22 protein-coding genes are annotated in these 24,659 nt (G+C 65.6%); 15 read left to right on the top strand and 7 right to left on the bottom strand.

All coding sequences use genetic code 11. From position 1 onward, the window contains the following. Positions 1–31 precede the first annotated feature (31 nt). From ACFB49_RS00795 to ACFB49_RS00775, 5 genes are all read left to right on the top strand, one after another. Entirely contained in the window at positions 32–2,497 is a 2,466-nt protein-coding gene (locus tag ACFB49_RS00795; RefSeq protein WP_380874826.1) for a TonB-dependent receptor, read from the top strand. A gap of 70 nt (positions 2,498–2,567) precedes the next feature. Beyond that, positions 2,568–3,446 carry an alpha/beta hydrolase gene (locus ACFB49_RS00790; RefSeq protein ID WP_380874824.1) on the top strand — a complete coding sequence of 293 codons (879 nt, stop codon included), beginning with the start codon at positions 2,568–2,570 and terminating at the stop codon, positions 3,444–3,446. Continuing rightward, complete coding sequence (locus ACFB49_RS00785) at positions 3,430–4,185, top strand: glucose 1-dehydrogenase (protein ID WP_380874822.1); 756 nt, start codon at positions 3,430–3,432, stop codon at positions 4,183–4,185. Before ACFB49_RS00790 ends, ACFB49_RS00785 begins: the two co-directional genes overlap by 17 nt. 112 nt (positions 4,186–4,297) lie before the next feature. Further along, a complete protein-coding gene (locus tag ACFB49_RS00780) occupies positions 4,298–4,807 on the top strand; it encodes an Lrp/AsnC family transcriptional regulator (protein WP_380874820.1) in 510 nt (169 codons plus the stop codon). Next, on the top strand, positions 4,804–5,274 hold the full coding sequence (locus tag ACFB49_RS00775) for an Lrp/AsnC family transcriptional regulator (RefSeq protein ID WP_380874818.1): 471 nt from the start codon (positions 4,804–4,806) through the stop codon (positions 5,272–5,274). The genes ACFB49_RS00780 and ACFB49_RS00775 overlap by 4 nt, the downstream gene beginning before the upstream one ends. 88 nt (positions 5,275–5,362) lie before the next feature. On the opposite strand, the gene ACFB49_RS00770 is transcribed toward ACFB49_RS00775, so the two are convergent. Continuing rightward, on the bottom strand, positions 5,363–7,000 hold the full coding sequence (locus ACFB49_RS00770) for an ATP-binding protein (protein WP_380874816.1): 1,638 nt from the start codon (positions 6,998–7,000) through the stop codon (positions 5,363–5,365). 196 nt (positions 7,001–7,196) lie between these two features. Between ACFB49_RS00770 and ACFB49_RS00765 the strand changes: the two genes are divergently transcribed. The 3 genes from ACFB49_RS00765 (at position 7,197) to cysK (ending at position 9,931) form a co-directional block, all read left to right on the top strand. Then, positions 7,197–7,511, top strand: a complete 315-nt coding sequence (locus ACFB49_RS00765) for a hypothetical protein (RefSeq protein ID WP_380874815.1) — start codon at positions 7,197–7,199, stop codon at positions 7,509–7,511. Between the two features lie 225 nt (positions 7,512–7,736). Then, a complete protein-coding gene (locus ACFB49_RS00760; protein ID WP_380874813.1) occupies positions 7,737–9,014 on the top strand; it encodes an MFS transporter in 1,278 nt (425 codons plus the stop codon). Further along, complete coding sequence (gene cysK, locus ACFB49_RS00755) at positions 9,011–9,931, top strand: cysteine synthase A (RefSeq protein ID WP_380874811.1); 921 nt, start codon at positions 9,011–9,013, stop codon at positions 9,929–9,931. Before ACFB49_RS00760 ends, cysK begins: the two co-directional genes overlap by 4 nt. Positions 9,932–9,973: 42 nt before the next feature. Here the strand turns inward: cysK and ACFB49_RS00750 are convergent, their stop codons facing one another. Further along, complete coding sequence (locus ACFB49_RS00750; protein WP_380874809.1) at positions 9,974–12,295, bottom strand: TonB-dependent receptor; 2,322 nt, start codon at positions 12,293–12,295, stop codon at positions 9,974–9,976. A 4-nt stretch (positions 12,296–12,299) separates the two neighbouring features. Further along, positions 12,300–13,070: an alpha/beta fold hydrolase gene (locus tag ACFB49_RS00745; RefSeq protein ID WP_380874807.1), complete on the bottom strand. Its 771-nt coding sequence runs from the start codon at positions 13,068–13,070 to the stop codon at positions 12,300–12,302. A gap of 216 nt (positions 13,071–13,286) precedes the next feature. On the opposite strand from ACFB49_RS00745, the gene ACFB49_RS00740 reads away from it, so the two are divergent. From ACFB49_RS00740 to ACFB49_RS00725, 4 genes are read left to right on the top strand one after another with little or no spacing between them, the layout of a single operon-like run. Then, positions 13,287–13,907 (top strand): TetR/AcrR family transcriptional regulator, encoded by a 621-nt coding sequence (locus ACFB49_RS00740; protein ID WP_380874805.1) that lies wholly within the window; start codon positions 13,287–13,289, stop codon positions 13,905–13,907. Then, entirely contained in the window at positions 13,897–15,384 is a 1,488-nt protein-coding gene (locus ACFB49_RS00735) for a class I adenylate-forming enzyme family protein (RefSeq protein WP_380874803.1), read from the top strand. Before ACFB49_RS00740 ends, ACFB49_RS00735 begins: the two co-directional genes overlap by 11 nt. Positions 15,385–15,393: 9 nt before the next feature. After that, complete coding sequence (locus ACFB49_RS00730) at positions 15,394–15,837, top strand: PaaI family thioesterase (protein WP_380874802.1); 444 nt, start codon at positions 15,394–15,396, stop codon at positions 15,835–15,837. Between the two features lie 2 nt (positions 15,838–15,839). Continuing rightward, on the top strand, positions 15,840–16,220 hold the full coding sequence (locus ACFB49_RS00725) for a PaaI family thioesterase (RefSeq protein WP_380874800.1): 381 nt from the start codon (positions 15,840–15,842) through the stop codon (positions 16,218–16,220). Positions 16,221–16,229: 9 nt separating this feature from the next. Here ACFB49_RS00725 and ACFB49_RS00720 read toward each other — a convergent pair whose 3' ends face one another. Together ACFB49_RS00720 and ACFB49_RS00715 are read right to left on the bottom strand one after the other, a co-directional pair. Continuing rightward, positions 16,230–17,297, bottom strand: coding sequence for an LLM class flavin-dependent oxidoreductase (locus tag ACFB49_RS00720; protein WP_380874799.1), 1,068 nt, complete (start codon positions 17,295–17,297; stop codon positions 16,230–16,232). Beyond that, complete coding sequence (locus ACFB49_RS00715) at positions 17,294–18,202, bottom strand: aldo/keto reductase family oxidoreductase (protein ID WP_380879789.1); 909 nt, start codon at positions 18,200–18,202, stop codon at positions 17,294–17,296. Before ACFB49_RS00715 ends, ACFB49_RS00720 begins: the two co-directional genes overlap by 4 nt. 109 nt (positions 18,203–18,311) lie before the next feature. Here ACFB49_RS00715 and ACFB49_RS00710 point away from each other — a divergent pair, with 109 nt between their 5' ends. The 3 genes from ACFB49_RS00710 (at position 18,312) to ACFB49_RS00700 (ending at position 21,614) form a co-directional block, all read left to right on the top strand. Next, positions 18,312–19,364 carry a YeiH family protein gene (locus ACFB49_RS00710; RefSeq protein ID WP_380874798.1) on the top strand — a complete coding sequence of 351 codons (1,053 nt, stop codon included), beginning with the start codon at positions 18,312–18,314 and terminating at the stop codon, positions 19,362–19,364. A gap of 109 nt (positions 19,365–19,473) precedes the next feature. Beyond that, on the top strand, positions 19,474–20,853 hold the full coding sequence (locus ACFB49_RS00705) for a DUF1254 domain-containing protein (RefSeq protein ID WP_380874796.1): 1,380 nt from the start codon (positions 19,474–19,476) through the stop codon (positions 20,851–20,853). 71 nt (positions 20,854–20,924) lie between these two features. Then, positions 20,925–21,614, top strand: a complete 690-nt coding sequence (locus tag ACFB49_RS00700; protein WP_380874795.1) for a GNAT family N-acetyltransferase — start codon at positions 20,925–20,927, stop codon at positions 21,612–21,614. 19 nt (positions 21,615–21,633) lie between these two features. On the opposite strand, the gene ACFB49_RS00695 is transcribed toward ACFB49_RS00700, so the two are convergent. Then, positions 21,634–22,638, bottom strand: a complete 1,005-nt coding sequence (locus tag ACFB49_RS00695) for a LacI family DNA-binding transcriptional regulator (protein ID WP_380874794.1) — start codon at positions 22,636–22,638, stop codon at positions 21,634–21,636. Positions 22,639–22,660: 22 nt separating this feature from the next. Beyond that, on the bottom strand, positions 22,661–24,655 hold the full coding sequence (locus tag ACFB49_RS00690; protein ID WP_380874792.1) for an alpha-glucosidase: 1,995 nt from the start codon (positions 24,653–24,655) through the stop codon (positions 22,661–22,663). Positions 24,656–24,659 lie beyond the last annotated feature (4 nt).

Genomic DNA, 24,659 nt, shown 5'->3' with positions numbered 1-24,659 from the left:
ATCGGCCCGCGCTAGTTAGGGAGGAAGCCTTATGAGGAGCCTGACGCACGTACTTTGCCTGTCCGCGAGCCTGCTGGCGATGAGCGTGGGCGCGCCCGCCATGGCGCAGGAAAGCAGCGAACCCGCCGCCAGCAGCAGTGAAGGCTTCGGCGACATCGTCGTCATCGCCCGCCGCCGCGAGGAAGCCGCGCAGGACGTGCCGCTCGCCATCACCGCGCTTTCGGGCGACGCGCTCGACCAGAAGGGCGTGCAGTCGGTCGATCAGCTCCGCGATGTCGCCCCCGGCGTGAACATCGGCGCCCAGAAGCGCGACGAAGCCCAGTTCTACATCCGCGGCCAGGGCCCTGGCGTGATCAACGCCGGCCAGCGCAACTTCTCGTCGGTCGCCACCTACTTCGCCGAAGTCCCGATCCCGGTCGCCGGGCCCGGCGTGTTCTACGACCTGCAGAGCGTGCAGGTGCTGAAGGGTCCGCAGGGCACTTTGTTCGGCCGCAACACTACCGGCGGTGCAGTGCTGTTCGAGCCGAACCGTCCGAGCGACGATTTCGAAGGTATGATGCGCGCCTCGGTCGGCAATTACGACATGCGCGGCTTCGAAGGCATGGTGAACGTGCCCTTCGGCAACGATCTCGGCGGTATCCGCGTCTCCGGGCAGATGGAGCGCCGCGACGGCTTCACCAAGAATGTCATCAGCGGCCAGAAGCTCGACGGCCGCGCGTTCGAATCGGTACGCGTTTCGATCCTGCTGCGCCCGGCCGAAGGGTTGGAAAACCTGCTGATCGGCGATTATTCGAACCGCGACGCCAGTGGCTCGTCCGCTATTCTGCGCGGCATCAATCCGAATGCGGCGATCAGCCCCAACGCCATCCAGGGCACCGGGCTCGACCCGTTCTTCCCGGATGTGCCGCTCTATCTCGGCCAGGGCGCGGCGCGCGTGCCGATCGCCTGCCTGTCCTTCGCCGCAGCGCCCGGCTGCCCGGCGACCGATCCGAACAGCCCGTTCCCGCCCGCTTTCCAGCTGACCGGCATCGCCGCCGCCAGCGGTGGCTTCGGCTTCACCTCGGATGCGGTGCTGAACGGGCTGCTGGCCCAGCAGCAGCAGCTTGGCATCCGCAAAATCGCCTATGCCGGGCGCAACTATAATCGCGCGCTCAATTACGGCATCACCAACAAGACGACCTGGGAAGTCAGCGACACCATCACGCTGAAGAACATCATCGCCTTCCGCGGCCAGCGCACGGACGAAGGCAATGATTATGACGGCACGGTGCTGCCGCTGATCGCACAGTTCAATGTCCATACCCAGGATTGGCAGTTCGGGCAGGACCAGTTCACCGAGGAATTCCAGATCCAAGGTTCGCTGGGCGACACCTTCCGCTACATCCTCGGCTATTATCACGAAAAGTCGAAGCCGGCGTTCGATCCGGCGATCCCGTCGGGGACGTTCGGCAGCTTCAACACCCGTATCGTCACCAACACCGACACCAGCGACGCTTTGTTCGCGCACGGCGAGTTCGATATCACCTCGACCCTGCAATTGAGCGGCGGCTTCCGCTACACCTGGGACAAGCGCAAGGCTTCGCTGGCGCAGGTCAACACCGCCTCGGGCGCCTGTGTGCTGGTTGATCCTCAGACCATCACGCCCACCAATCCAGGCGGCACAGTCCGCTGCCCGATCGAATATGACGCGAAGTTCAGCGAACCCACTTACGATGCGACGCTGCAGTGGAAGCCGAACGAGGATATCCTGATCTACGGCGCCTATCGTCGCGGCTTTAAATCGGGCGGCTTCAACCTGCCCGCACCGCGTCCCGACCTGCAAAGCTTCGATCCCGAATTCGTCGACGATTTCGAAGTCGGCCTGAAGGCGGACTGGGATATCGGCGTGCCGCTGCGCACCAACCTCGCGGTCTTCTACGACAAGTATAAGGACCAACAGATCACGGTGCCCATCGCGATCGCCACGACCGGCATCGCCTCGGTCGCGCAGAATGTCGGCAAGGCGACCAACAAGGGCTTCGAGTTCGAAACCACGATCATCCCCGTCGAAGGGCTGACACTGTCGGGCTGGGTCTCCTATCTCGACGCGTCGAGCGACATCACGCTGCCGGGCACGCCCGCGATCAAGGGCCGCCAGGCGGTCTATCAGCCGAAGTGGAAATATAGCCTGTCGGGCCGTTACGCCTATCCGATGGCGGACGGCGGCGAGATCGCGCTCCAGATGGACTTCAGCCATCAGGACAAGACCAACTCGCCTGATTTCGCGGCACCGGCGCCGCTCAACACCTTCCCGGGCTTCGAACTGCTCAACGCGCGGGTCGAATGGAACAAGGTGGGCGGCAGCAACTTCGATGTTGCGGCCTTCGCCACCAACCTGACGAACGAGAAATATATCACCGGCGGCTATCCGCTCTACTCGCAGATCGGCTTCGACTCGGTCATCTACGGGGAGCCGCGGATGTACGGCATGTCGCTCACCTATCACTGGGGCAATTGATCGCCCCGTGAGCGTGGTTGAAACGCTGCAACTGGAAACCCCTGCGCCCGAAGGCGCGGGGGTTTTCCCTATGGTGGCCACGCTTTTCCTGCCCGAAGGCCCACCGCGGACATTGCTGTGGTGCGTGCCCGGCGGCGGCGCCAATCGCGGCTATTTCGATCTGGCCGGCGGCAGCACCGGCCACAGCTTCGCCCGGCGGATGCTGGCCGCCGGCCATGCCGTCATCGCCGTCGACAATCCGGGTATCGGCGAAAGCGGCGTGCCTCCGCAAGCCGACACCTTCTCGCCGCGCAATGCCGGCGACAGCCATCATCACGCGCTAGAGGCGCTCCGTCGCGTCCGGCCGGACCTCGCCGCGCTCCCCGTCATCGGCGTCGGCCATTCGATGGGCGGCATGCTCGTCACGCTGCAACAGGCGCGCAACCGCAGCTTCGCCGCCGTCGCCTTGCTTGGCTCCAACGCCAGCGGTTTGGAATGGGTGCTGACCGACGAGGAAAAGGCGCTCATCGGCAACCCGCAAGCCCTTGAAGCCGCCCTCCCCCACCTCGCGATCGCGCGGTTCGGTGGCAATTTCCTGCGCTTCAGCGCCCCCGACAAGCAGCTCGCGGCCGAGATATTCGGCGGCGCCGATCCCGAAGTCGCCGCGGCCCTCCGCGCAACCGGCGACCGCATGTTCGGCGCCGGCGGCGTCATGTCGATGGTGCCGGGCAGCTTCGCCGCCGAGGCCGCAGCGATCGACGTACCGATCTTCTTCGCCTTCGGCGATCGCGACATCGGCGTGCCCCCCGGCGAGGTGCCTGCCGCCTATCCGGCCGCAATGGATGTCACAATTTCAAAGCTACTGGCCACAGGACACAATCATTTCGGCTTTGCCAGCATCGGCCGGCTCTGTACCCGTCTCAATCAATGGATTGGGGCGATTGGAGTGACGCATGGCCGGGCTGCTTGAGGATCGCATCGCCTTCGTGACGGGCGCCGGCAGCGGCATCGGCCGCGCCACCGCGATCGCCATGGCGCAAGAGGGCGCGAAGGTCGCCGTCACCGATCTCGTCGCCGAATGGGCCGAAGAAACCGCCCGGATGATCATCGATGCCGGTGGCGAAGCCTATGCCGTCCAGCTCGACGTCCGTGATCGTGCCGCCGTCGATGCCGCGGTCGATGCCGTCGTCGCCCGCTGGGGTCGGCTCGATTGCGCCTTCAACAATGCCGGCGTCTCGATTGAGACGATGATGACGCCCTGGGGCGACAATGACGCGTTCGAAGGCACCTTCGCCGCCAATTGCGACGGCGTGATGTATTGCATCGCGGCCGAGGCGCGGCACATGGCGAAGGCCAAGCGCGGCGCGATCGTCAACACCGCCTCGGTCGCCGGCATGTCGGGCCTCAGCGGGCCGGGCTATTGCGGCAGCAAGCACGCGGTCGTCGGCTTCACCCGTTCCGCGGCCATGCGCTGGGCAGCGGACAATGTCCGCGTCAATGCGGTCTGCCCCGGCGCTATCGTCACGCCGATGACCGACGTCACCACCTCCGATCCGCAGGCGGCGGCCTTCATGGCGCAGATGCACCCGATGAACCGCATGGGTGAAGCGCGCGAAGTTGCCGACGCCGTCGTGTTCCTCTGTTCGGACAAGGCGAGCTTCATCACTGGCCACCCGCTCGCGGTCGATGGCGGCTTCCTCGCGCGCTGAGCGGGCGCACGGTGGTTCCCGGCATTGACAGCGGTTGCCCGATCCTGTCTGAATCCCCGCTTCACCGGCGTAGCCATATCGGCACGCCGGCAGCGACTGTGGGGATTTACGCTTGGCAAGGGATGCGACGGCACGCAGCGGCGGCCGCGGACGCGGCGGAGAAGCCGCGGGCTACGAACTCGATGAGGTCGACGAAAAGATCATCGCCGCGCTCAGACAGAGCGGGCGGATCGCCAACCGCGACCTTGCGCGGATCGTCGATGTCAACGAAGCGACGGTGCGCACTCGCCTGCGCCGGCTGGAAGACAACAACTCGGTTCGCGTCGTCGCGATGCGCGATCTTTCGGCCATGGGCTTCGACTGCCTTTCCGCCGTGGGTGTGCAGGTCAAGGGCCGCGCCGCCGCCGATGTCGGTCACGATCTCGCCCAGCTTGAGGAAGTCGTGACCGTGAACGTCGCGATCGGCACGCATGATCTGGAAGTCCAGGTCGTCGCGCGCGACCTCGCCGATCTGGATCGTCTGCTTACCCATGTGATGGCGCATGTTCCGGGGGTCGAGAAGATCGTCCCCGGCCTCGCGCTCAAGGTTCTGAAATATACACCGGATTGGGCACCTTTATGAGCACGGGCGTCTCGCTGGACGAAATCGATCACAAGATCATTGAGCGGCTGGGCATCGACGCCCGCGTCTCCAATCGCGAGATCGGCCGCGAACTCGGCCTGACCGAAGGCACGATCCGCTCGCGCCTGAAGAGGCTGTTCGACAGCCGCGTGATCCGCGTCGCCGCGATCACCAACACCAGCCGGCTGCGCAACCCGATCCTGGCCTATCTGTGGATCGAGGCGAACACGGCCGGCGATATCGAGGATATGGCGGCAGCCCTCGCAAAGGTGCCCGAAATCGGCTTCGTCGCCACCATGCTCGGCCGCGCCGACGTGCTCGCGATGACTTTGGTCGAGAATGGCAACGAGTTGACCGATTTCCTCCACCAGACGATCGACAAGATCCCCGGTGTGCGCCGCGTCCGCTACAGTCTCGGCCAGAATTTCATCAAGCATGATTTCCGCTGGTGCGCGCTGGTCGACTGAACGCTCGCGTCACCCCGGCGCAGGCCGGGGTCCAGATCAACCGCGGAACTGGATACCGGCCTACGCCGGTATGACGTTCTATTCCGGGCTAAACCGCGTTCGGGCACACGCCCGCCACTTCGCCCTCCGCCATCGGCAAAGTGAAGGCGAAGGTCGCGCCGGGGCCGTCGGTGTTGCTGCAGCCGCTGATCGTGCCGCCATGCGCCTCGACGATCGACCGGCTGATTGACAGCCCCATGCCCATGCCGGTTTCCTTGGTGCTGCTGAACGCGGTGAACAGCCGGTCGGCGACTGCCGCATCAATGCCCGGCCCGCTGTCCTGCACCTCGATCCGCACCATGTCGTCGGCCGTGAGTTGCGTGCGGATGGCGATCGCGCGGCGCTCCTCGGGCACCTGCGCCATCGCCTGCACCGCGTTGACGATAAGGTTTACCGCGACCTGCTGGATCTGGATGCGATCGGCGCGCACGCGCGGCACCGCTTCCACCTCGGCGATGCTCAATGCGACGCCGCGGTTCTGCATATCGTGGCGAACGATCTGGACGGCTTCCTTCACCGCCTCGCACGGATGGAAGAGGGTCGGCTTCGGCACCGACTTTGTCGCCATACCGCGGATGCGGCCGATGATGTCCGACGCGCGGCGGCTGTCGGCGATCATCCGCTCGATCGCGGCATTCGCTTCGCCCATGTCGGGCTCCGGCCGGCCCATCCAGCGCTTCGCCGCTTCGCCGAAATTGACGATGGCGGCGAGCGGCTGGTTCACCTCATGCGCGATCGACGCGGCAAGCTCGCCCAGCGTCGCGACGCGCGCGGCATGCGCCAGTTCGCCCTGCACGCGCTGCAATTCCTCCTGCGCGCGCATGCGGGCGCTGATGTCGATGATGCCGACCAGCACATTGTCATGGCCCATCCATGGCGGCGGAAAGCTCCAGGTAAACATCACGTCGATCTCTCGCCCGTCGAGCGTGAGCATCCTGGTCTGCGCCTCAAAGGTCGGCCGGCCGGCCATGGCGGCGATGCCGCTGGCAGCAAACACCGCCTCGCTTTCGACCGGCCAGAAGCGTTCGACCGTATCGCCCAGCTCCTCGCGGGATTTCGCGCAGAACATCCGCAACGTCTTGTCGTTGACGTCGATGATCCGGGTCCTGGCCATTGCACGGCGCACCGCATCCGGGCTGGATGCGAAGAAGGCGGCCAGGTCCGGCTCGCCCGGCTGGCTCCATTCCGCCACCATCTGCTTCACGGCGGAAAAATCCAGTTCCCAGAACGACACCGCCATCGCCTGGAACATGTTGCGATAGCGATATTCGCTGCGCCGCAGATCCTCCTTGGAAACCACGTCCCAGGTAACATCCCGGCCGGTCTCGATGATGTCGCGGATCGATCCATCGGCATTGCGCCGCGCAGTCCAGCGCACCGAAACCACCACGTCGCGGCCATCGCGGGTCGTGCGGGTCAGATGGCCCTGCCAGCGGCCGGTTTCCAGCAGCTCCGCCATCGCCGCTTCTTCGGGCTGGTCGAAACGGGTGTGCAGCAGGTCATATCCGCCCGGCCTCGCCAATTCGTCGCCGCCCCAGCCGTAGAGCGCGGCGCAGCCGCTGTTCCAATGCGTCACCGCTCCGTCCGCGCGGCGGACCGAGATGGTGTCGTTGCTGAGGTCGATCAGTTCCGCCAGATCGGCCGGCGGCATGTGGAGGGGGCTTGGCTGTGTCGCGACGGTAGCCACGGCATGGTTCTCCGGGAAAGCGATGCTTCAGTGTCTCAGACCGCGCGAACCGCGTCCAGCGCGGATCTGCTGCATCGCACTACACTTAGGTATGATCCGCCTAACTGAAAGGAGGCGGCGGCCAAACCCCACGTCTGATTCAATAAACCCCAGATGAACGGCAAAAGGGCATGGCAATTCCAACAGGGAAACGGCCATGGCCTTTCTGGACTTCAACAGCAGCGAAGGTGCCCCGGTCCACTCGATCGGCACCGTTGTCGCGACCCCGCAGCGCAAGTGGCTGCGCCCCCGGCACCAGCCGGCCGCGTCACGCTGGCAGAAGCTTTCGGCACCGGCCCTCGTCGCCTTGGTCGTTGCAGCGGCCCCTGCCGCCCTCACCGGCGACTATCTGGACGACTCGCTGCTCGGCACGCTGTCGGCCGTCGTGCTCTATGCGGCCAGCGCGCCCTTGGTCGCTTCGCTGTTCGGCCAGCGGCAACCGATCAACCGTGCCTATCATACGAAGATATGAGCCCGGTCACCCCTAGGCAGGGTGGTAATGCCGGACCCATGGACCCATATTCAGTTTCAGACGGACCCTCCCCCACCGTCTGATTAACCGCCTCATCCCCCCCGAGGCGGTTTACCGAGCGGGCCGGCCCCCCTTGCCGGCCCGCTCTTCGTTTTACTATTTCTATCCACAGAATAGATAAAAGGCCGATTGCCCCCGTAACATTGTTCGGCTTAGACCGACGCGATGGACCGCCCGCCGCACCCTTTCCGCATCCGCGATTTCCGCGCCTACTGGCTTGCGCGCCTAACCACGACCATCGCGCAGAACAGCATGGTCGTGGTGATCGGCTGGCAGGTCTATGATATCGCCCGGCGGACGATGACGCCCAAGGAAGCCGCCTTCCAACTCGGGCTGATCGGCGTGTTCCAGTTCGTGCCGCTGCTCGCACTCACCTTGATCGTCGGCTGGACCGCGGACCGCGTGGACCGCCGCTGGATCGCCCGCGGGGCGGTGCTGCTGGAGGCGGGATGCGCGGCCGCGCTTGGCTGGCTCGCCTGGCACGACCAGACCAGCTTGCCGCACCTCTTCGCCATTGCAGCCCTGCTCGGTGTGGCCCGCGCCTTCGCCAGCCCGGCGCTCAGCGCACTCGCCCCCAATCTGGTGCCAGCGGCCGTCCTCCCCAACGCGATCGCGCTGAGTTCGATCGCGTGGCAGACGGGCGCGATCCTCGGCCCCGCAACTGGCGGCTATCTCTACGCGCACAGCCACTGGCTGCCTTATGCCGGATCGGGCGGGCTGTTCGCTTTCGCCTTCCTCGCGCTCATGCTGATCCGTCCGGTGCCGCGCACCTCGCTCGACGGCAAGGCCAACCCCTGGGCGCAGATGGTCGATGGGCTGCGCTATGTTCGCCAGAACCGGCTGGTGCTGGGCGCGATCTCACTCGATCTGTTCGCGGTGCTACTGGGCGGCGCGACGGCGATGCTGCCGATCTTCGCGCGCGATGTGCTCATGGTCGGCCCCGAGGGGCTGGGTCATCTCCGCGCTGCGCCGGCGGTGGGCGCCGCGCTGGTCGCCTTGTGGTTCGCCTTCAAGCCGCTCCGCAACAATGTCGGCGTGAAGATGCTCGCGGCGGTCGCCGTGTTCGGCGTGGCGACGGTGGTCTTCGGCTTTTCGCGCTGGCTGCCGCTCTCGCTCGGCTGTCTCGCGCTGCTCGGCGCGGCGGACATGTTCTCGGTCTATGTCCGCCAGTCGCTGATCCAGCTCTATACGCCCGATGCGATGCGCGGTCGCGTCGGCGCCGTCTCCACCCTCTTCATCTCCGGATCGAACGAGCTAGGCGAGGCCGAGTCCGGCTTCCTGGCCGCCTTGATCGGCCCCGTGGCGGCTGTGGTCGCCGGGGGTGTCGGGGCGGTCGCGGTCACATTATTGTGGGCGCGCTGGTTCCCGGAGATCGCCCGCGCCCGTACCTTTGCACCACCCAAAACCCTTGAAGACATCCCCTTGCAGGAGAAAGCGACATGACCAAGGCGGCCAACATCCTGGAGACGATCGGCGGCACGCCGCACATCCGCGTCAACCGGCTGTTCGGGGACGCGGAAGTCTGGGTGAAGTCGGAACGCTCCAACCCCGGCGGCTCGATCAAGGATCGCATCGCGCTGTCGATGATCGAGGATGCCGAACGCACCGGCAAGCTGAAGCCGGGCGGCACGATCATCGAGCCGACCAGCGGCAATACCGGCATCGGCCTCGCTCTCGTCGCCGCGGTCAAGGGCTACAAGCTGGTCCTCGTCATGCCCGAAAGCATGTCGCTCGAACGCCGCCGGCTGATGCTGGCCTATGGCGCGACCTTCGATCTCACGCCGCGCGAAAAGGGCATGAAGGGCGCGATCGAGCGCGCGCTGGAACTGGTCGAATCCACCCCCGGTTCGTGGCTGCCCCAGCAGTTCGAGAACCCCGCCAATATCGATGTCCACGTCCAGACGACCGCGCAGGAAATCTACAATGATTTCGCCGATGCGCCGCTCGACGTGCTGATCACCGGCGTCGGCACCGGCGGCCACATCACCGGTTGCGCCCAGGTGCTCAAGGAAAAGTGGCCGAACCTCAAGGTATTCGCGGTCGAACCGACGCTTTCCCCGGTCATCTCGGGCGGCCAGCCCGGCCCGCACGCGATCCAGGGCATCGGCGCGGGCTTCATCCCCGCCAACCTCCACACCCAGTTGCTCGACGGGGTGATCCAGGTCGATCCAAACGACGCCAAGGAATGGGCGCGCCGCGCCGCGCGGGAGGAAGGGATGCTGGTCGGCATCTCATCGGGCGCAACGCTCGCCGCCATCTCGCAGAAGCTGGCCGAGCTGCCCGCTGGCAGCCGCGTCCTGGGCTTCAACTATGACACCGGCGAACGCTATCTCTCGGTGCCCGATTTCCTGCCGGAATAACGCATCCGCCCTCTCCCGCCGGCGCGGGAGAGGGCTTCAGGCTCAGAACTTGAACCCGGCCGTCACCTGCCACGTCCGCGGATCGCCATAATAGACGGTCTGGATATTGCCGACCGACGAGAATTCCTGGCCGTCGGTCTTGTAGAGCGTGTCGAACAGATTCTTCACGCCGCCCCGCAGATACCACCCCCCCTTATTGTCATATTGGACATAGGTGTTGGCGACCCAATAGCCGTCTTCCTTCAGCCCCTCGCGATTGTCGACGGACAGATAATGCTGGTCGACGAAGCGGCCGTCGCCGCCCAGCGTGATGGTGCCGCTGTCGCCCACCGGGATCACATAATCCGCGCCCAGGCTGAACGTGATCGGCGGTGCGAAGGCCGGTTCGCAGACAACCTGCTGGCCCGTCGGGTTGCAGGAGAAGCTCTGCGGCGGCACGCGGCGGCCGTCGTTGAACTCCTCATATTTGGCGTTGAGATAGCCAAAGCTCGCACGCAGCGTCAGTGGATCAGTGGGCTTCACCGTCGCCTCGGCCTCGATGCCCCAGATGCGCAGCTTGCCGGCGTTGATGACCGGGAAGACGCCGGTGGAGCCTATCGTGCCGCCGCCCACGCGCGCCTGGAAATCCTCATAATCCGAATAGAAGACGTCACCGGCCAGCCGCACCCGGCCGTCGAGCAGGCTGGCCTTGGCGCCCGCCTCATAGGTCCACACTGTCTCCGGTTTGAAACGGGTGACCAGCGTCGGCACGCCGTCCACCACCAGCGTCAGATCCGCCAAGCTGTTGGCGCGGCCGTTGAAACCGCCCGACTTGAAGCCGCGCGCCGCGGATAGATAGAGGAGGCTATCACGCGACGGCTTGTAGGAAAGCGTCACGCTCGGCGTCCAGGCGTCGAAGCTCGCATCGTCATCGCCGTTGAGCGGCGCCGGCAGATTATCCGGGAAGGCGAAGGTCAGGCCGTTGAGCGCCGCAAGCGACGAGATCGTCGTCGTGATGCGATTATAGGTCTTCTTTTCCTTGGTGTAGCGCAGGCCCGCCGTCACCGCGAACTGATCGGTGAAATCATAGGTAAGCTGGCCGAACGCCGCATAGCTGCGGGTCTTCTGCTTGTCGTCGATCAGGCGCGTGAATGTCACCGGCCCGCCGAGGAAGGTGAAGAGGTCGTCGGCATAAGCCTCCTGATGCGACTTCACCGTCTCCTCGAGATAATAGAGCCCGAACACGCCGTTGAGCTTGTCCGCGCTATATTTGAGCTGCAGTTCCTGGCTGAACTGGTGCTGGCGGGTGCCGACAAACACGTCGCCCATCTCGACCTCGGTCGCGTCGATATCGACGAAGAAGTCGGTCTGGAGATCGCGATAGGCGGTGATCGACGACAGCGTGAAAGCGTCCGACAGATCGACATTGGCGGTCAGCGACACGCCCCAATGGTCGAGCTTCTGGCCCTCGCCATTCTGGAAGCTGGTCGACGCCTTGTAATCATAATCGCCATAGGGATGAGCCGGCACCGCGACGCTGACGCCGACCGGGAACAGGCTGGTCTGGATCAGCGGCGCCGTCGCATAGCCAAGCGTCAGATCGGTGCGCTGGCGGGTATAATCGCCCGACAGGATCAGTTCTACCGTCTCGGTCGGCTGGGCGCGCACGATACCGCGCACGGCTTGCGTGTTGCGGTCGTTATATTTCTGACCGGTCAGCGGATCGGTGACGATGCCGTCGCGCTTGTCATAGACACCCGCCAGCGAAACGGCGAGCTTGTCGGTGACGAGCGGGGCCGAGACATAGCCGTTGATCAGCCACTGATCGAAGCGCCCATAGGTCAGGCTGCCGGCCGCGGCGAGCGTATCGAGATCGGGCTTGCGCGAGATGATATTGACCGCGCCGCCGATCGTGTTCTTGCCATAGAGCGTGCCCTGCGGCCCGCGCAGCACCTCGACCCGCTCGACATCGAACAGATTGAACAAGGCGCCCTGGATGCGGCTCATATAAACGCCGTCGACATAGACGCCGACCGCCGGGTCGAAGGTCTGCAACGCGTCGGGCTGGCCGATGCCGCGGATGAAGATGTTGGCGGTGGAGGATGAGCCGCGGCCCTGGACGAGGTTGACGTTGGGCACGCTGCCCTGGATCGAACCCAGGTCGACCGCGCCCTGGCGTTCCAGCTCGGCGCCCGAAACCGCACTCACCGCGATCGGCACGTCGATCAGCCGTTCCTCCCGCCGGCGGGCGATAACGACGATCTCGTCACCGGCATCTGCCGCCGCCAGCGCCGGATCGGTCGCGGCGTCCTGCGCCTGGGCCGGCGCTGCCATCGCGATCAAGGCGGCCGCGCCGCACAGCAGATGGGTTTTGATATGGGTCATTTGGTCAACCTCCCCGGTTTTTCATGTTCTGGGCTGATGCGATTGCCGCCGCGAAACCCGCGACGACGGCGTTGAAGCGTTGCGGCTCTTCAAGATGCGGCGTGTGGCCGGATTGCTTGAATGCGGTCAGCGTGCTGGACGGCAGTTGATCGAGCAGGAAGATGCTCGTCGCCGGCGCATAATATTGGCTGCGCGCGCCATGGGCGATCAGCACCGGCGTCTCGATCAGCGCCAGCCGATCGCGGAAATCCTGTTCCATCATCGACAGGCCGATCGCGGTCACGGCGTCGGCATCGGCGGTCGCCAGCCATCCGGCCATCCGATCGATCAGTTCGGCACGTTCGTGCTGAAGCCCGTCGGCGACGATGGCCTGGGCGATCCTGCGGCAGCGGTCTTCCCAGCTTTCGCCGGGCCGCGACGCACGCAATTCCTCGTCGATCAGGCCCAGCGTCCAGTCCGGCCCGTTGGCGACGCGCGGCGACATGTCGACCACGATCGCCCCCGCCAGGCGGCGCCGTTCCGGCCCCAGCAGCATCCCCCACAGCAGCATCGCGCCCAGCGACCAGCCGATGCCGATCGCGTCATGCAGGTCGCAGTGGACGACCAGTTCCTCGATGTCCGCGGTCAGCCGCGCAACCGTCAGTTCGCCCTTCGCAGCGGTGTCACCATGACCGCGAAGGTCGATGCGGATGATGCGGAACCGATCCGCCAGCCCCCCCGCCTGCGGCGCAAAGAATTCCCCGCTGCCCGTCAGGCCGTGAACGCACAGCAACACCTGCCCCGAACCTTCGTCCCGATAGGCGATCCGGGCGCCGTCACTGGCGATGAAATGGGGCAGACATCCTCTCCCAAAACGCTTCGGCCAGGGTGCCGCCTGACGTGGGCGACTCCTCCAACCTGAAAGTTGGTTCAGTTATCGGAAATACATCAACCGAAACCCGAGTCAATATTCAGGTTGAGCTTGCGGCATTGCCGCGCCACTATGTGGCCCATGGGTGACATTGCCATCGACAGGGTTCCACGGACCGAACGCGGTCGGCAGACGCTGCGCCGGCTGCTCGATGCGGCAGCGAGCGAGTTTGGCGAACGCGGCTATCATGAGGCGGCGATCACCGGCATCACCGCTAGGGCCGGTGTCGCACTCGGCAGTTTCTACACCTATTTCGAAAGCAAGGAGGAGCTTTACCGCGCGCTCGTCCGCGACATGAGCCGCAGCGTGCGGCACCATATCGCCGAGCAGTTGCAGGGCGTGAGCGACCGGCTGACCGCGGAACGGCGCGGCATCGCCGCTTATATCGGCTTCGTCCGCGAACATCCCAACCTCTACCGCATCATCGAGGAAGCGCAGTTCGTCGCCGAGGATGTCTATCGCGAACATTATGACGTGTTCATCGCCGCCTATCGCGACAATCTCGCTGCTGCCCGCGCGCGGGGCGAGATCAGCGAGGGGCCGGACGAGGCGCGTGCCTGGGCGCTGATCGGGATCAGCGTGTTCGCCGGAATGCGCTACGGCCTGTGGTCGCAGGACGAAACGCCCGAAGCGATCGCGGATACGATCGGCGATCTCATCATTTATGGCCTCGCGCCCCGCGGGAAGGACGATGGCCGCTGACCTGCCCGATCTGCTTGCGCGCCGTGCGGCGCTGACGCCCGACCGGATCGCGATCGAGGACGCCACCGGCACGCTCGATTATGCCGCGCTCGATCGCCTCGCCTCGACGATGGCGGCGCGGCTGATCGGTGAGGGCGTCGGCGAAGGCGATCGCGTAGCGGTGATGGCGCGCAACGGCGCGCCCTTCTTCGCGCTCCTGTTCGGCTGCGCGCGGGCCGGCGCGATCTGCGTGCCGCTCAACTGGCGGCTGGCCGTGCCCGAACTGGCGGCCGTCATCGCCGATGCCGCCCCGACTCTGATCCTTGCGGACGATAGCTTCGCCGCCACCGCGCGCGAAGCCGCCCCGCACCTGCCCGTCCTCCCTCTCGAAGCACCGGCACCCGCCACAGCGCCCCTGCCCCCACGCCCTTGGCCGAGCAACGGCATCTGGTCGCTGCTCTACACGTCGGGCACCACGGGCCGGCCCAAGGGCGTGATCCAGACCTTCGGCATGGCGCTCGCCAATCATGTGAATGTGCGCGAGGCGATCGATCTGCGCGCCGACGATTGCTTCCTCGGCCTGCTGCCCAACTTCCACACGGCCGGTATCAACCTCTTCGCGCTGCCGACATTGCTCGCGGGCGGACGCGTGCTGCTGATGCCGGAATTCGATGCCGGCGCGGCGCTGGCGGCGATCGCCTCCGGCCGCGTCACGACAATCTTCGCCGTCCCCACCGTCTATCAGCGCCTAGCCGATCATCCGGCCTTCGCCTCCACCGATCTTTCCGCCGTGCGCCATTGGGGCAGCGGCGGATCGAGCCTACCGGCCTCGTTGATCCACACCTATGCCGCCCGCGGCGCCATATTGTGCGGCGGCATGGGGATGACGGAAACCGGGCCCACCGCGCTGATGATGGATCGCACCGCCGTCACCGCCCGGCCCCATTCGGTCGGCAAGCCGCAATTGCTGGTCGAAGCGATGGTGGCGGACGAGCATGGCCCGGTGGCCGATGGCATGATCGGCGAAATACGCTTTCGCGGTCCCGCCGTGACGCCCGGCTACTGGCGCGATGACGAAGCTACGGCGCGCGCCTTCGACGATGCCGGCTGGCTCCGCACTGGCGATCTCGGCCGCCGCGATGCCGACGGCTATTTCGAGATTGTCGGCCGCGCCAAGGACATGTTCATTTCAGGCGGCGAGAATGTCTATCCGGCGGAGATCGAAACCGTCCTCCTCGCCCATCCGGCGGTGCGCGAAGCCGCGGTGGTCGGTGTCGCCGATGCCGATTGGGGCGAATGCGGTCATGCCTTCGTCAGCGCAGCCGGTGTCGATGCCGCCGCGCTCGCCCGCCACTGCCGCACGCATCTCGCCGGATACAAGGTGCCGCGCCATTTCTCCTTCGTCGAAGCACTGCCGCGCACGCTCACCGGCAAGGTCATCAAGCACGCGCTCGCCGATAGTGCGCCGCCGGTTGCGGAGCTCGCCAGCGCGCGTTAGGCGCGTCTCATGACAGCACGATCCCCCGGTCAGGCGTTCGACCCATCAAGGTTCATCGCGGCTCTGGACCATCATGGCCATCACGGCGCGCTCGGCATCCGCTATGCCAGCCATGGCGAAGACTGGATCGAGCTTTCGCTCGGCTATGACGAGCGACTGATCGGCAACCCCGATACCGGCGTGCTCGCATCGGGACCGATCGTATCGCTGATGGACATGGCCACCAGCGTTTCCATCTGGATCAAGACGGGGATATTCCGTCCGCAGGCGACGCTTGATCTCAGGGTCGATTATCTCCGCCCGGCGCAACCTGGTCGCACTGTCTTTGGCCGGGGCGAATGCTATCGCGTCACGCGCCGCATCGCCTTCGTCCGCGGCCAGGCCCATGATGGCGATCCGGACGATCCCGTCGCCCACGTCGCCGGCACCTTCATGTTTCTCGACGAGGAATGACGATGATCCGGCGGCCCCCTTATGCCGATTTCCTCGGTCTCAGGATCGTCGAGACCGGCGTCGATACGATGGTGATCATGCCCAGCGGCGATCATGTTCTCGGCCGCCCCGGCTTCATTCATGGCGGCGCCATCACCGGCCTGATGGAAATTGCCGGCATGGTCGCGATCGGCGTTGCCCTCGGCGATGACGGGACGACGGTGAAGCCCGTCAATGTCTCGGTGGATTTCATGCGCGGCGGCAGGCTGGTCGATACCTATGCGCGGGGCCACGTCACCCGCGTTGGCCAGCGCATCGCCAATGTCGCTATCGAGGCTTGGCAGGACGATCCCGCCAAGCCGATCGCTGCGGCGCGGATGATCATGTCGCTCACCCGCGCCTGATTTCCGGCGTCAGCCCAGCGGGCCGTGGTCGATCCGCGGCAGCACATGGCGGGCGAAAAGGTCGGCCTCGGCCGCGTGCGGATAGCCCGACAGGATGAACGCATCGATCCCCATCGCGCGATAGCTTTCGAGCTTTGCGAGCACCTGATCGGGATCGCCGACGATCGCCGCGCCGCACCCCGAACGCGCCCGGCCGACGCCGGTCCACAGATTGGGTTCGGCATAGCCATCGTCGCTCGCACCCTCGCGCAGCGCCGCCTGGGCCGCCACACCTGTCGAGGTCGAATCGAGCGACTTCGCCCGGATCGCCGCCCCGGTTTCCGCGTCGAGCCTGGAAAGCAGCCGGTCGGCTGCCGTCCGCGCCGCCGCCTCGGTCTCGCGGACGATCACATGCGCGCGATAGCCGAAGCGCAGCGTCCGGCCATGCTTCGCCGCGCGCGCCTTAATGTCGGCGATGATCGCGGCCACCGCTTCCTGCTTGTCGGGCCACATCAGATAGACGTCGCAGCCCTTGGCCGCTGCCTCGCGCGCATCTTCGGATAGCCCACCGAAATAGAGCTGCGGCGCCTTGCCCGAAAGCGTGCCGACCCGCGGCGGATCGACCTTCAGCTTCCAGAACTCGCCATCATGGTCGAGCGGCTGGCCGTTCAGCAGCGTCTTCAGGATGTGCATCGCCTCGACCGTGCGGGCATAACGCGGCGCCGACGCCAGCGTCTCGCCCGGCATGTCCGAGGAGATGATGTTGATCGCGAGTCTGCCACCCAGCATGCGGTCGATCGTCGCGATCTGGCGCGCGAGTTGCGGCGGCCACATCTCGCCGACACGAATGGCGAGGAGCAAACGGATACGCTTAAGCAACGGCGCTATCCCGGCCGCAAACGCGGTGCTGTCGATGCCGAGCGCATAGCCCGACGGCAGCAATATATTGTCGAACCCGCCCGTCTCGGCCTGCATCACGATGTCGCGGCAATGCTCCCAGGAGGATTGGAGCATCGGATCAGGCTGGCCGAGGAACTCATAATCATCGTCGCAAAGCGCCGAAAACCAACTGATTTCGCAAGGCTGCCGATCACTCATGGCAAATTCTCTCCCATCGAAGCCACCAGCACCGCGTACCAGTCGGCGCGGGTCCAGCGGGGTTTGAGCGCGTCCGGAATCTCCGCGATGCGGGCCGGATTCTGGGTTCCAACGATCGGGATCGGGCGCGCGGGATGCGCCATGATCCAGCTATAGGCCGCCGCCGAGCGCGACACGCCATATTCCGCCGCCTTGGCGTCAAGCGCCGCCGCAACGCGGGCCGCGCGCTCGTCCTTCGGATCGGCGATGCGCCCGCCACCGAGCGGCGACCAGGCGAGCACGGCGATGTCGTGCGTCATCGCCTGATCGAACAGGCCATCGGTCAGCGGTTCGAGCTTCAGCGCCGAGAATTCGGGCTGGTGGCTGACCAGCGGCATCCTGAGGAAGGCCATCAGAGCGGCGGCCCGTGACACCGTATAATTGGACACGCCGACCGCACCGATCTTGCCAGCCGCATGCGCCTTCTCCAGCGCGCGGGCCACCTCGGCCGGGTGGGTCAGCATGTCGGGCCTGTGGATCTGCCAGAGCTGGATATGATCCACGCCCAGCCGCTTCAGCGAAGCGTCGATCGCGGCCTCGATATAGCCGGCGCTGGAATCGTAGGGCGTGCCGATGACGATGCCGCCCTTGGTCGCCAGCACCATGCGATCGCGCAGCGAACGATCCTCGGCGAAGACGCGGCCCAGCAGCACTTCCGACGCGCCGAACGGCTCACCATTGTCGGGGCCATAAATGTCGGCGGTGTCGAACAGTGTGACACCAGCAGCCAACGCCGCCTCGACCCGCACGCGCGCCGCGGCTACATCGTCGCCGGCAAAACGCCACATGCCCCACGCGATCGGGGAAACCATGAGGCCACTCTTGCCGAGGGGGCGGGATTCCGCAGGTGCGGGCAGATATGTCATCGCTGTCATACGGGCCGTCATACGCCCCCCGCCTACGAAAAGTCGAGCCTTCCGGAAAAAATATGATAACGCTGTCTGAAATTGTCCGGCCCTGCCCGTGAGGACCAAGTTGAAGACCGAATTTCCCGGCCCCACCCTGCCCGCCGCCGCCGATCTCTACGGCGACCTCGAACCGACGCCCGCCGTCGGCTGGAAGGATTATGTCCCCGGCCTGATCGTCACCGCGCTGGCGACGCTGGCCGCGGCCTATCTGTCTGAACGCTATGGCGCGCCGCTCACCTTGATGGCGCTGCTCGTCGGCCTCGCGCTCAATTTCCTCAGCGCCGATGCGCGCCTGTCGCCCGGCCTCGCCTTCGCCTCACGCACGCTGCTGCGCTGGGGGATCGTGCTGGTCGGCGCGCGAATCACGCTCGGGCAGATCGTCGACCTCGGCCCCGTCGCGCTGGCGGCCATCGTCGTCATCCTGGCGCTGACATTGCTTTCCGGTGTCGCCCTCGCCCGCCTGCTCGGCTTCGGCGCGGCGTTCGGTGCGCTCGCCGGCGGCGCGGTTGCGATCTGCGGAGCATCGGCCGCGCTCGCCATCGCCACCGTACTCGGCGAAAAGCGCGCTAACCAGGCGCAGCTCGCCTTAGTCCTCGTCGGCATCTCCGCGGCAAGCTCGCTGGCGATGGTCGGCTATCCGCTGATCGCGCATCAGTTCGGCCTGGGAGACACCGCCGCCGGCTTCATGCTCGGCGCCTCGATCCACGATGTCGCCCAGGCACTCGGCGCCGGCTATTCCTATTCGCAGCATGCCGGCGAAACCGCCGCGATCGCCAAGTTGAGCCGCGTCGCCCTGCTCGCCCCCGCACTCGCCGCCATCGCCTGGTTCTTCCCGGCGGAGGATGGCCGCAAGGCCAAGCTTGCCGGCCTTCCCTGGTTCGTAATGGGCTTCTTCGGGCTCGCCGCGCTCAACTCCACCGGCATCGTCCCGCCCTTCGTCGACGAGGCCGCCGAAAGCGGTGCCGCCGCGCTCCTCGCCTGCGCCGTCACCGCCACCGGCATCCGCTCGCCGATGCAGACCCTCCTCGAAAGCGGTCCCCGCCCGCTGCTGGTGATCGTTGGCTCGACTTTGGTGGCGCTGGCGCTGTCGGCCGCCGCGGCGGTCTGGCTGATCGGCTGACGATCGACCGGGCAATTCCCCGCGCATGTTCGGGGATTCACCCGATGGTTGCGACAGGCGTAGCGGCTAATTTCCCCTGATCCCGGTTCCGGAATCAGGAGCTTTCCACATGGCCGACGCCGCCAAGCCCATCGCCCAGCCCGCCACGGGCGTGGTGATGTTTCCCGAATATGCGAAGGCGATCGCGACCCTCGCCTTCATCTGGGGCTGGCCGATCGTGAACCAATATAACCGCCGCGTCGCGATGAGCCGCGTGCCGGAACCGGGGCGGCTCAACGGCATATTGCCGGCCGCGCCGCGCAGCCGGGTCGGGATGCTCTACGATTATGTCGAGCCCAACCAGAACATCATCACCTGCCCCAATCAGGACGTGGTCTATGGCTTCGCCCCTTTAGCGCTCGACGAGGAGCCGGTGGTGATCCAGGTGCCCGACTTCGGCGACCGCTTCTGGGTTTATGCCATCTATGATGCGCGCACCGACCAGTTCGCCGATGTCGGCAAGCAATATGGCACCAAGCCGGGCTTCTACCTTCTCGTCGGGCCCAATTGGAAAGGTGAGGTGCCCGCGGGCATCGCCGGCGTGTTCCGCAGTCCCACCGAACTGGCGAACATGATCCCGCGTGTCTTCCTCGACGACACGGACGAGGATCGCGAGGCGATCCAGCTGGTCATCAACCAGATCAATGCCTATCCTCTCGCGGAGTATGACGGCACGGTGAAGCAGACCGACTGGCGCAACGCGCCGGCCCTTGCCGGCCCGCAATCCGATGGCGGCGGCGAAACCCAATGGGTTCCGCCCGAGACCTTTTTCGACCAGCTTCCCGCCATCCTCGATGTCGTCGATCCATTGCCCGGCGAGGAAGCACTCTACGCACAGTTCCGCCTAATCCTTGATGCTGCCGCCAAGCATCCGGAGATCAAGGCGGCGATGGTCGAGGCTGCGCAGGAAGCAGAGCAGCAGATCATCAAGAAGTTCTTCGAATGGCGGCACAATGGCCGCCCGGCCGGCAACGGCTGGAACCGATCGACCAACAATGCCCGCTGGGGCATCGACTATTTCAACCGCACCGCTGGCGCCAAATCGAACATGTTCGACAACAAGCCGGAAGAAACCCAGTATTTCTATACGGATGAAGACGCCGACGGCGCGCCGCTCGATGGCAGCGGCAGCTATGAAGTGACCTTCCCCGCCGGGCAGGAACCACCGGTCGACGGTTTCTGGTCATTGACGCTCTACAACCAGCACCATTTCTTCCACCCCAACCCGCTCGGCCGCTATTCGCTGGGCACCAAGAACAAGGCGCTCCAGCGCAATGCGGACGGATCGCTGACGCTCCATGCCGGCGCGAAATCGCCGGGTGCGGACAAGGAAAGCAACTGGCTCCCCGCGCCCGACGGTCACTTCTCGCTCTACATCCGCGCTTATTGGGGCAAGCAGGCCATTCTCGACGGAAGCTGGCAGCCACCGAAAGTGGCGCGGAAGGGCTGACCGCTAATCCTCCCCGAGCTCGTCTCGGGGAGCGCCTTCCATGCTCAAGCGACTTCCGCCACAAGCAGATGATGAGCGACACAGGCATTACCTCTCACACTGTAAATGCCTGGCTTTCCGCCCGATCGATCGGACGAGGATTGCCAGCACCGGTCGCCGATCGCGGCGGCTTTCGGGTCGACACCAATGGCGAGGCCGAGATTAAGCGCTGGGTTTTCCCGACGATCGGCGCGGGCCTCAGGGAGCTTGCTTATTCGCTTGATGAGCCTCGTCATTTCCTCAAGCTTTGCGGCAAAGCCGAGGATTTGCGATCGGCGCTGCCGCAAAACTGGTCGCTCCACCCGCCCGGCTATTTCATGCAGGCAAGCGCCGCCCATCCGGATCGGCCATTGCCGGCTGGATACAGGATCGAGGTCCGACGCGACGGCATGGTCGCGGAAGTGCGAATAGTATCGGAGACGGGTCTGCTGGCGGCGAGCGGTTACGCCGTCGAGACGACGGACGCCTTCGTCTATGATCGGATCATTACCGAGCCTGCACATTATCGAAAGGGGCTGGGAAGCATCATGATGGCGGCGCTCCAGCGGACCAAACAGCGTCACCGGACGCCTGAACTTCTGGTCGCTACGGAAGAAGGCCGCGCCCTTTATGGCACACTGGGCTGGCGCACGATCTCGCCCTTCTCCACGGCATCGATCCCGCTTCCCGAATATCCACCGTCAGGGCCGGCCTCCTTTGCCGCTCCCATTGGGCAAAGCTGAGCGCCGGAACGTCACCGACCTACCGCCCCTTCCGTCGCGCGGTGGAATCGCGGACCACCACCTCATGCTGCAAGCGGCGATGCTCGACGCCACCGTCCATGCCGAAAAGCAGGCTCGCAGCGGTATAGGCCAGTTCGCGGGTCGGCTGGCGGATCGTCGTCAGCGGCGGCCAGACGAGCTGGGCGAGATCGGTATCGTCGAAGCCCGCGACCGATAGGTCCGCCGGCACCGCGATGCCGCTGCGATGCGCGACCGCGAGCACGCCCGCCGCCATATCGTCATTGCTGGCGAAGATCGCGGTCGGCGGCTCGGGCAGGTCGAGCAGCGCCTCGGCGGCTTCGGCACCGCTGGTGAAGTCGAAGAAACCCTGCCGCACCAGGCTCGGCTCGAACGGGATGCCGGCACGGTCGAGTGCGCGGCGATAGCCGAACAGCCGCTGGTCGCTCGCCATATGGTTGGGATGGCCGATGATGAAGCCGATCCGCCGATGCCCCTCATTGATCAGGTGCGTCGTCATGTCGTCCGCGGCCTGCACATCATCCATGAACACCGATGAGGTGAGTGCGTGGTTGGTGCCGGGCGAAATGCGGACGAAGGGAATGCCGCGCCGCTCCAGTTCCTCCAGCACCGGCGCCGCATCGGTCACGGGCGAAGACAGGATGACGCCGTCGACATGCGTCTCGTCGATCAGCCCGCCGACATCCTGCGCCAAGGTCGCCGAATCCACGTCGGTCGGCTGGGCGAGCAGCCGCACGCCCTGTTCACGGCAGCGGCCCCACACGCCGTCCTGGATCTGGTGGATGTAGTAGGGGCTATGGTTGTCGTAGAGCAAAGCGATCTGGAAGGATCGCCGCCCCGCAAGCGTCCTCGCCGCGAGGCTCGGGCTGAAGTTCAGCGCGGAAACGGCCTCCTCGACCTTCCGGCGCGTCTCCTCCTTGACGTATTTTTCCTTGTTGAGGACGCGCGAGACGGTCTTGATCGACACGCCCGCGGCGACGGAGACATCCTTGATGGTGGTGCGCATATGTCGCGACTATGGCGAGCGGTCAGACGGACGCAAGCCCCGCGAACAGCGCCTCATGCGCGCTGCCCGCCCGCCAGAACAGCGGCGGCGATCCGATCGGTGCCGCAACCTCCACCGTCTGCCCGCCCGTATGACGCTCTCCGCTCCATACATGCACCCACTCCGCGCCCGCCGGCAGATAGACAGGCCAGCGTTCCGCACCCGCCTCGATCACCGGCGCTACCAGCAGATCGGGACCATAAAGATAGGCCGTCTCCACGCCGTAACAGTCGGCATCCTCCTCGAAATGCAGGAAAAGCGGGCGTTGCAGCGGCGCGCCCGTCGCCGCCGCCTCGTCGCACAGCCCCGCCACATAGGGCGCGAGCGCGACGTGAATCCGCGTCATCCGCGCAAAATGGGCAAGGACTTGCGGATCGCCGTCGATCTGGAGATTCTCGTCCGGCCGGTTGCCCTCATGGCTGCGCATCACCGGCGTGAAGGCCGCCATCTCGCTCCAGCGCATGATCAGTTCGGCCGTCCGCACATTGCCGAACAGCGAGGTGTAACCGCCGATATCGCTGTGGTGATAGGCATTGCCGAGCATTCCCGATGACAGCGCAGCGCGGATCACCGTGCCGATGCCGTCATGGCGCGTGAAGTCGACCGACTGGTCGCCCGCCCAGAGCAAAGGGCAATAGGCCTGCACCCCGGTCCAGCCCGCGCGCATGAAGAACACCGCCTCACCGGTCTTGCCGCGGCTTTCCACCGCATCGGCATTCACCTTGGCCCAGATGGTCGGCCAGGGATTGTGCATCAGCATGCCGTCCACACCGTTGGACAGCCGGACATCGACCGGCAGATATTCGCCGAAATCGGCCATCCAGCCGGAAAGGCCGAAATCGAGCATCTCCTGCCCGATGATCCGTTCGGCGAACCAGGCCGCGGCATCCGGGTTGGTGAAATCGACCACGCCGCAATCGAACTCGCCGAAATCGACAAGATAGATGTCGTCGCTGTCCTGCCTCAGCGCCAGGTAGCCGCGCTCGGCTGCCTCCCCATATTGGGTTCCGTCGGCGGCGAGATAGGGGTTCACATAGCCCATGAAGCGGATACCCCGCTCCGCCAGCGCAGCGATGCGCCCCGCAAGATCGGGATAGCGCGTGGCATTCGCCTTCCAGTCCCAGAACAGCCGCTTGCCGAAGCTGGTGACGCGCAACCCGACCCAATCCTCGCACCACAAAGCCGACACCTCGGCGCCCGCCGCGATGAAGCTTTCCAACCGCTCGAAGCTGCGCTCGCCATCCTTCAGCCCGACGATCGCGCCGCCGATCGCCCAATCGGGCAGGCGCGGCTGGCGGCCGAAGCGCGTTGAAAGCTGGCTCACCAAATCGACGAAAGTGGGTGCCGCCCACGCCTCGATCCGCGCCGGCATTTCCCAGGCTTCGATCTCGTGGAACGCCGCGTCGCGGAAATCGAAAGCCGCAAAAGCATTGGTTTCGACGTGCAGCGCGTAACGGCGCGAGGAGACGAAGGTCGGCTGCGGATAATTGGTGTTCCAATAATCGCCGCCCGATTTGCCAGTGACATCCGCCTGCCAGGTAAGCTGCGTGCTCTTGTCGCGCCCGACGCCGGGCTCCGATGTCCACAACGGAAAACGGCGGCCGGCCATGTCGAAATAGGACATCTGCTCGCCCCCGCCCCACAGCCGCTCGCCGGTCTCGGCCACGAGGCGCATCCAGAAGCGGTTGAAGCCCTCCCCCGCGGGACGGACCTCCACCGCGCCGTCGACCACCTCCAGGAAAAGCAGCGGCGGCTGCCCCGCGGCCGCCGCCAGCGCGATATGATCGCCCGCCACCACGGCATCCCGCAGCGCGACGCGCTCATCGATGCGATCCTCGATGGCGAAATTCCCACGATACATGTCGATCAGCGGCCGTCCCGCGCCCACGAAAAACGCCGGATTATTAGGCAAATGCCGAATAACGACCGTCTCTCCGACGTGCAGCTCGAAGCCATCGGCCAATCTGACAATGCGCATGTCC

This window comes from Sphingomonas sp. DBB INV C78 (assembly GCF_042693015.1).
Taxonomy (GTDB): Bacteria; Pseudomonadota; Alphaproteobacteria; order Sphingomonadales; family Sphingomonadaceae; genus Sphingomonas_E.
The sequence above is the reverse complement of the archived record's forward strand: the minus strand, read 5'-3'. Positions and strand labels throughout refer to the sequence as shown.

Excerpts from the sequence above, each read along its gene's own strand:
- ACFB49_RS00695 (WP_380874794.1), bottom strand. The coding sequence starts at position 22,638 with ATGCGCACCACCATCAAGGATGTCTCCGTCGCCGCGGGCGTGTCGATC.
- ACFB49_RS00760 (WP_380874813.1), top strand. The coding sequence starts at position 7,737 with ATGGACCGCCCGCCGCACCCTTTCCGCATCCGCGATTTCCGCGCCTAC.
- ACFB49_RS00715 (WP_380879789.1), bottom strand. The coding sequence starts at position 18,202 with ATGACATATCTGCCCGCACCTGCGGAATCCCGCCCCCTCGGCAAGAGT.
- ACFB49_RS00705 (WP_380874796.1), top strand. The coding sequence starts at position 19,474 with ATGGCCGACGCCGCCAAGCCCATCGCCCAGCCCGCCACGGGCGTGGTG.
- ACFB49_RS00725 (WP_380874800.1), top strand. The coding sequence starts at position 15,840 with ATGATCCGGCGGCCCCCTTATGCCGATTTCCTCGGTCTCAGGATCGTC.
- ACFB49_RS00775 (WP_380874818.1), top strand. The coding sequence starts at position 4,804 with ATGAGCACGGGCGTCTCGCTGGACGAAATCGATCACAAGATCATTGAG.
- ACFB49_RS00740 (WP_380874805.1), top strand. The coding sequence starts at position 13,287 with ATGGGTGACATTGCCATCGACAGGGTTCCACGGACCGAACGCGGTCGG.
- ACFB49_RS00785 (WP_380874822.1), top strand. The coding sequence starts at position 3,430 with ATGGCCGGGCTGCTTGAGGATCGCATCGCCTTCGTGACGGGCGCCGGC.
- ACFB49_RS00735 (WP_380874803.1), top strand. The coding sequence starts at position 13,897 with ATGGCCGCTGACCTGCCCGATCTGCTTGCGCGCCGTGCGGCGCTGACG.
- ACFB49_RS00795 (WP_380874826.1), top strand. The coding sequence starts at position 32 with ATGAGGAGCCTGACGCACGTACTTTGCCTGTCCGCGAGCCTGCTGGCG.
- ACFB49_RS00720 (WP_380874799.1), bottom strand. The coding sequence starts at position 17,297 with ATGAGTGATCGGCAGCCTTGCGAAATCAGTTGGTTTTCGGCGCTTTGC.
- ACFB49_RS00750 (WP_380874809.1), bottom strand. The coding sequence starts at position 12,295 with ATGACCCATATCAAAACCCATCTGCTGTGCGGCGCGGCCGCCTTGATC.
- ACFB49_RS00690 (WP_380874792.1), bottom strand. The coding sequence starts at position 24,655 with ATGCGCATTGTCAGATTGGCCGATGGCTTCGAGCTGCACGTCGGAGAG.
- ACFB49_RS00700 (WP_380874795.1), top strand. The coding sequence starts at position 20,925 with ATGAGCGACACAGGCATTACCTCTCACACTGTAAATGCCTGGCTTTCC.
- ACFB49_RS00765 (WP_380874815.1), top strand. The coding sequence starts at position 7,197 with ATGGCCTTTCTGGACTTCAACAGCAGCGAAGGTGCCCCGGTCCACTCG.
- cysK (WP_380874811.1), top strand. The coding sequence starts at position 9,011 with ATGACCAAGGCGGCCAACATCCTGGAGACGATCGGCGGCACGCCGCAC.
- ACFB49_RS00790 (WP_380874824.1), top strand. The coding sequence starts at position 2,568 with ATGGTGGCCACGCTTTTCCTGCCCGAAGGCCCACCGCGGACATTGCTG.
- ACFB49_RS00730 (WP_380874802.1), top strand. The coding sequence starts at position 15,394 with ATGACAGCACGATCCCCCGGTCAGGCGTTCGACCCATCAAGGTTCATC.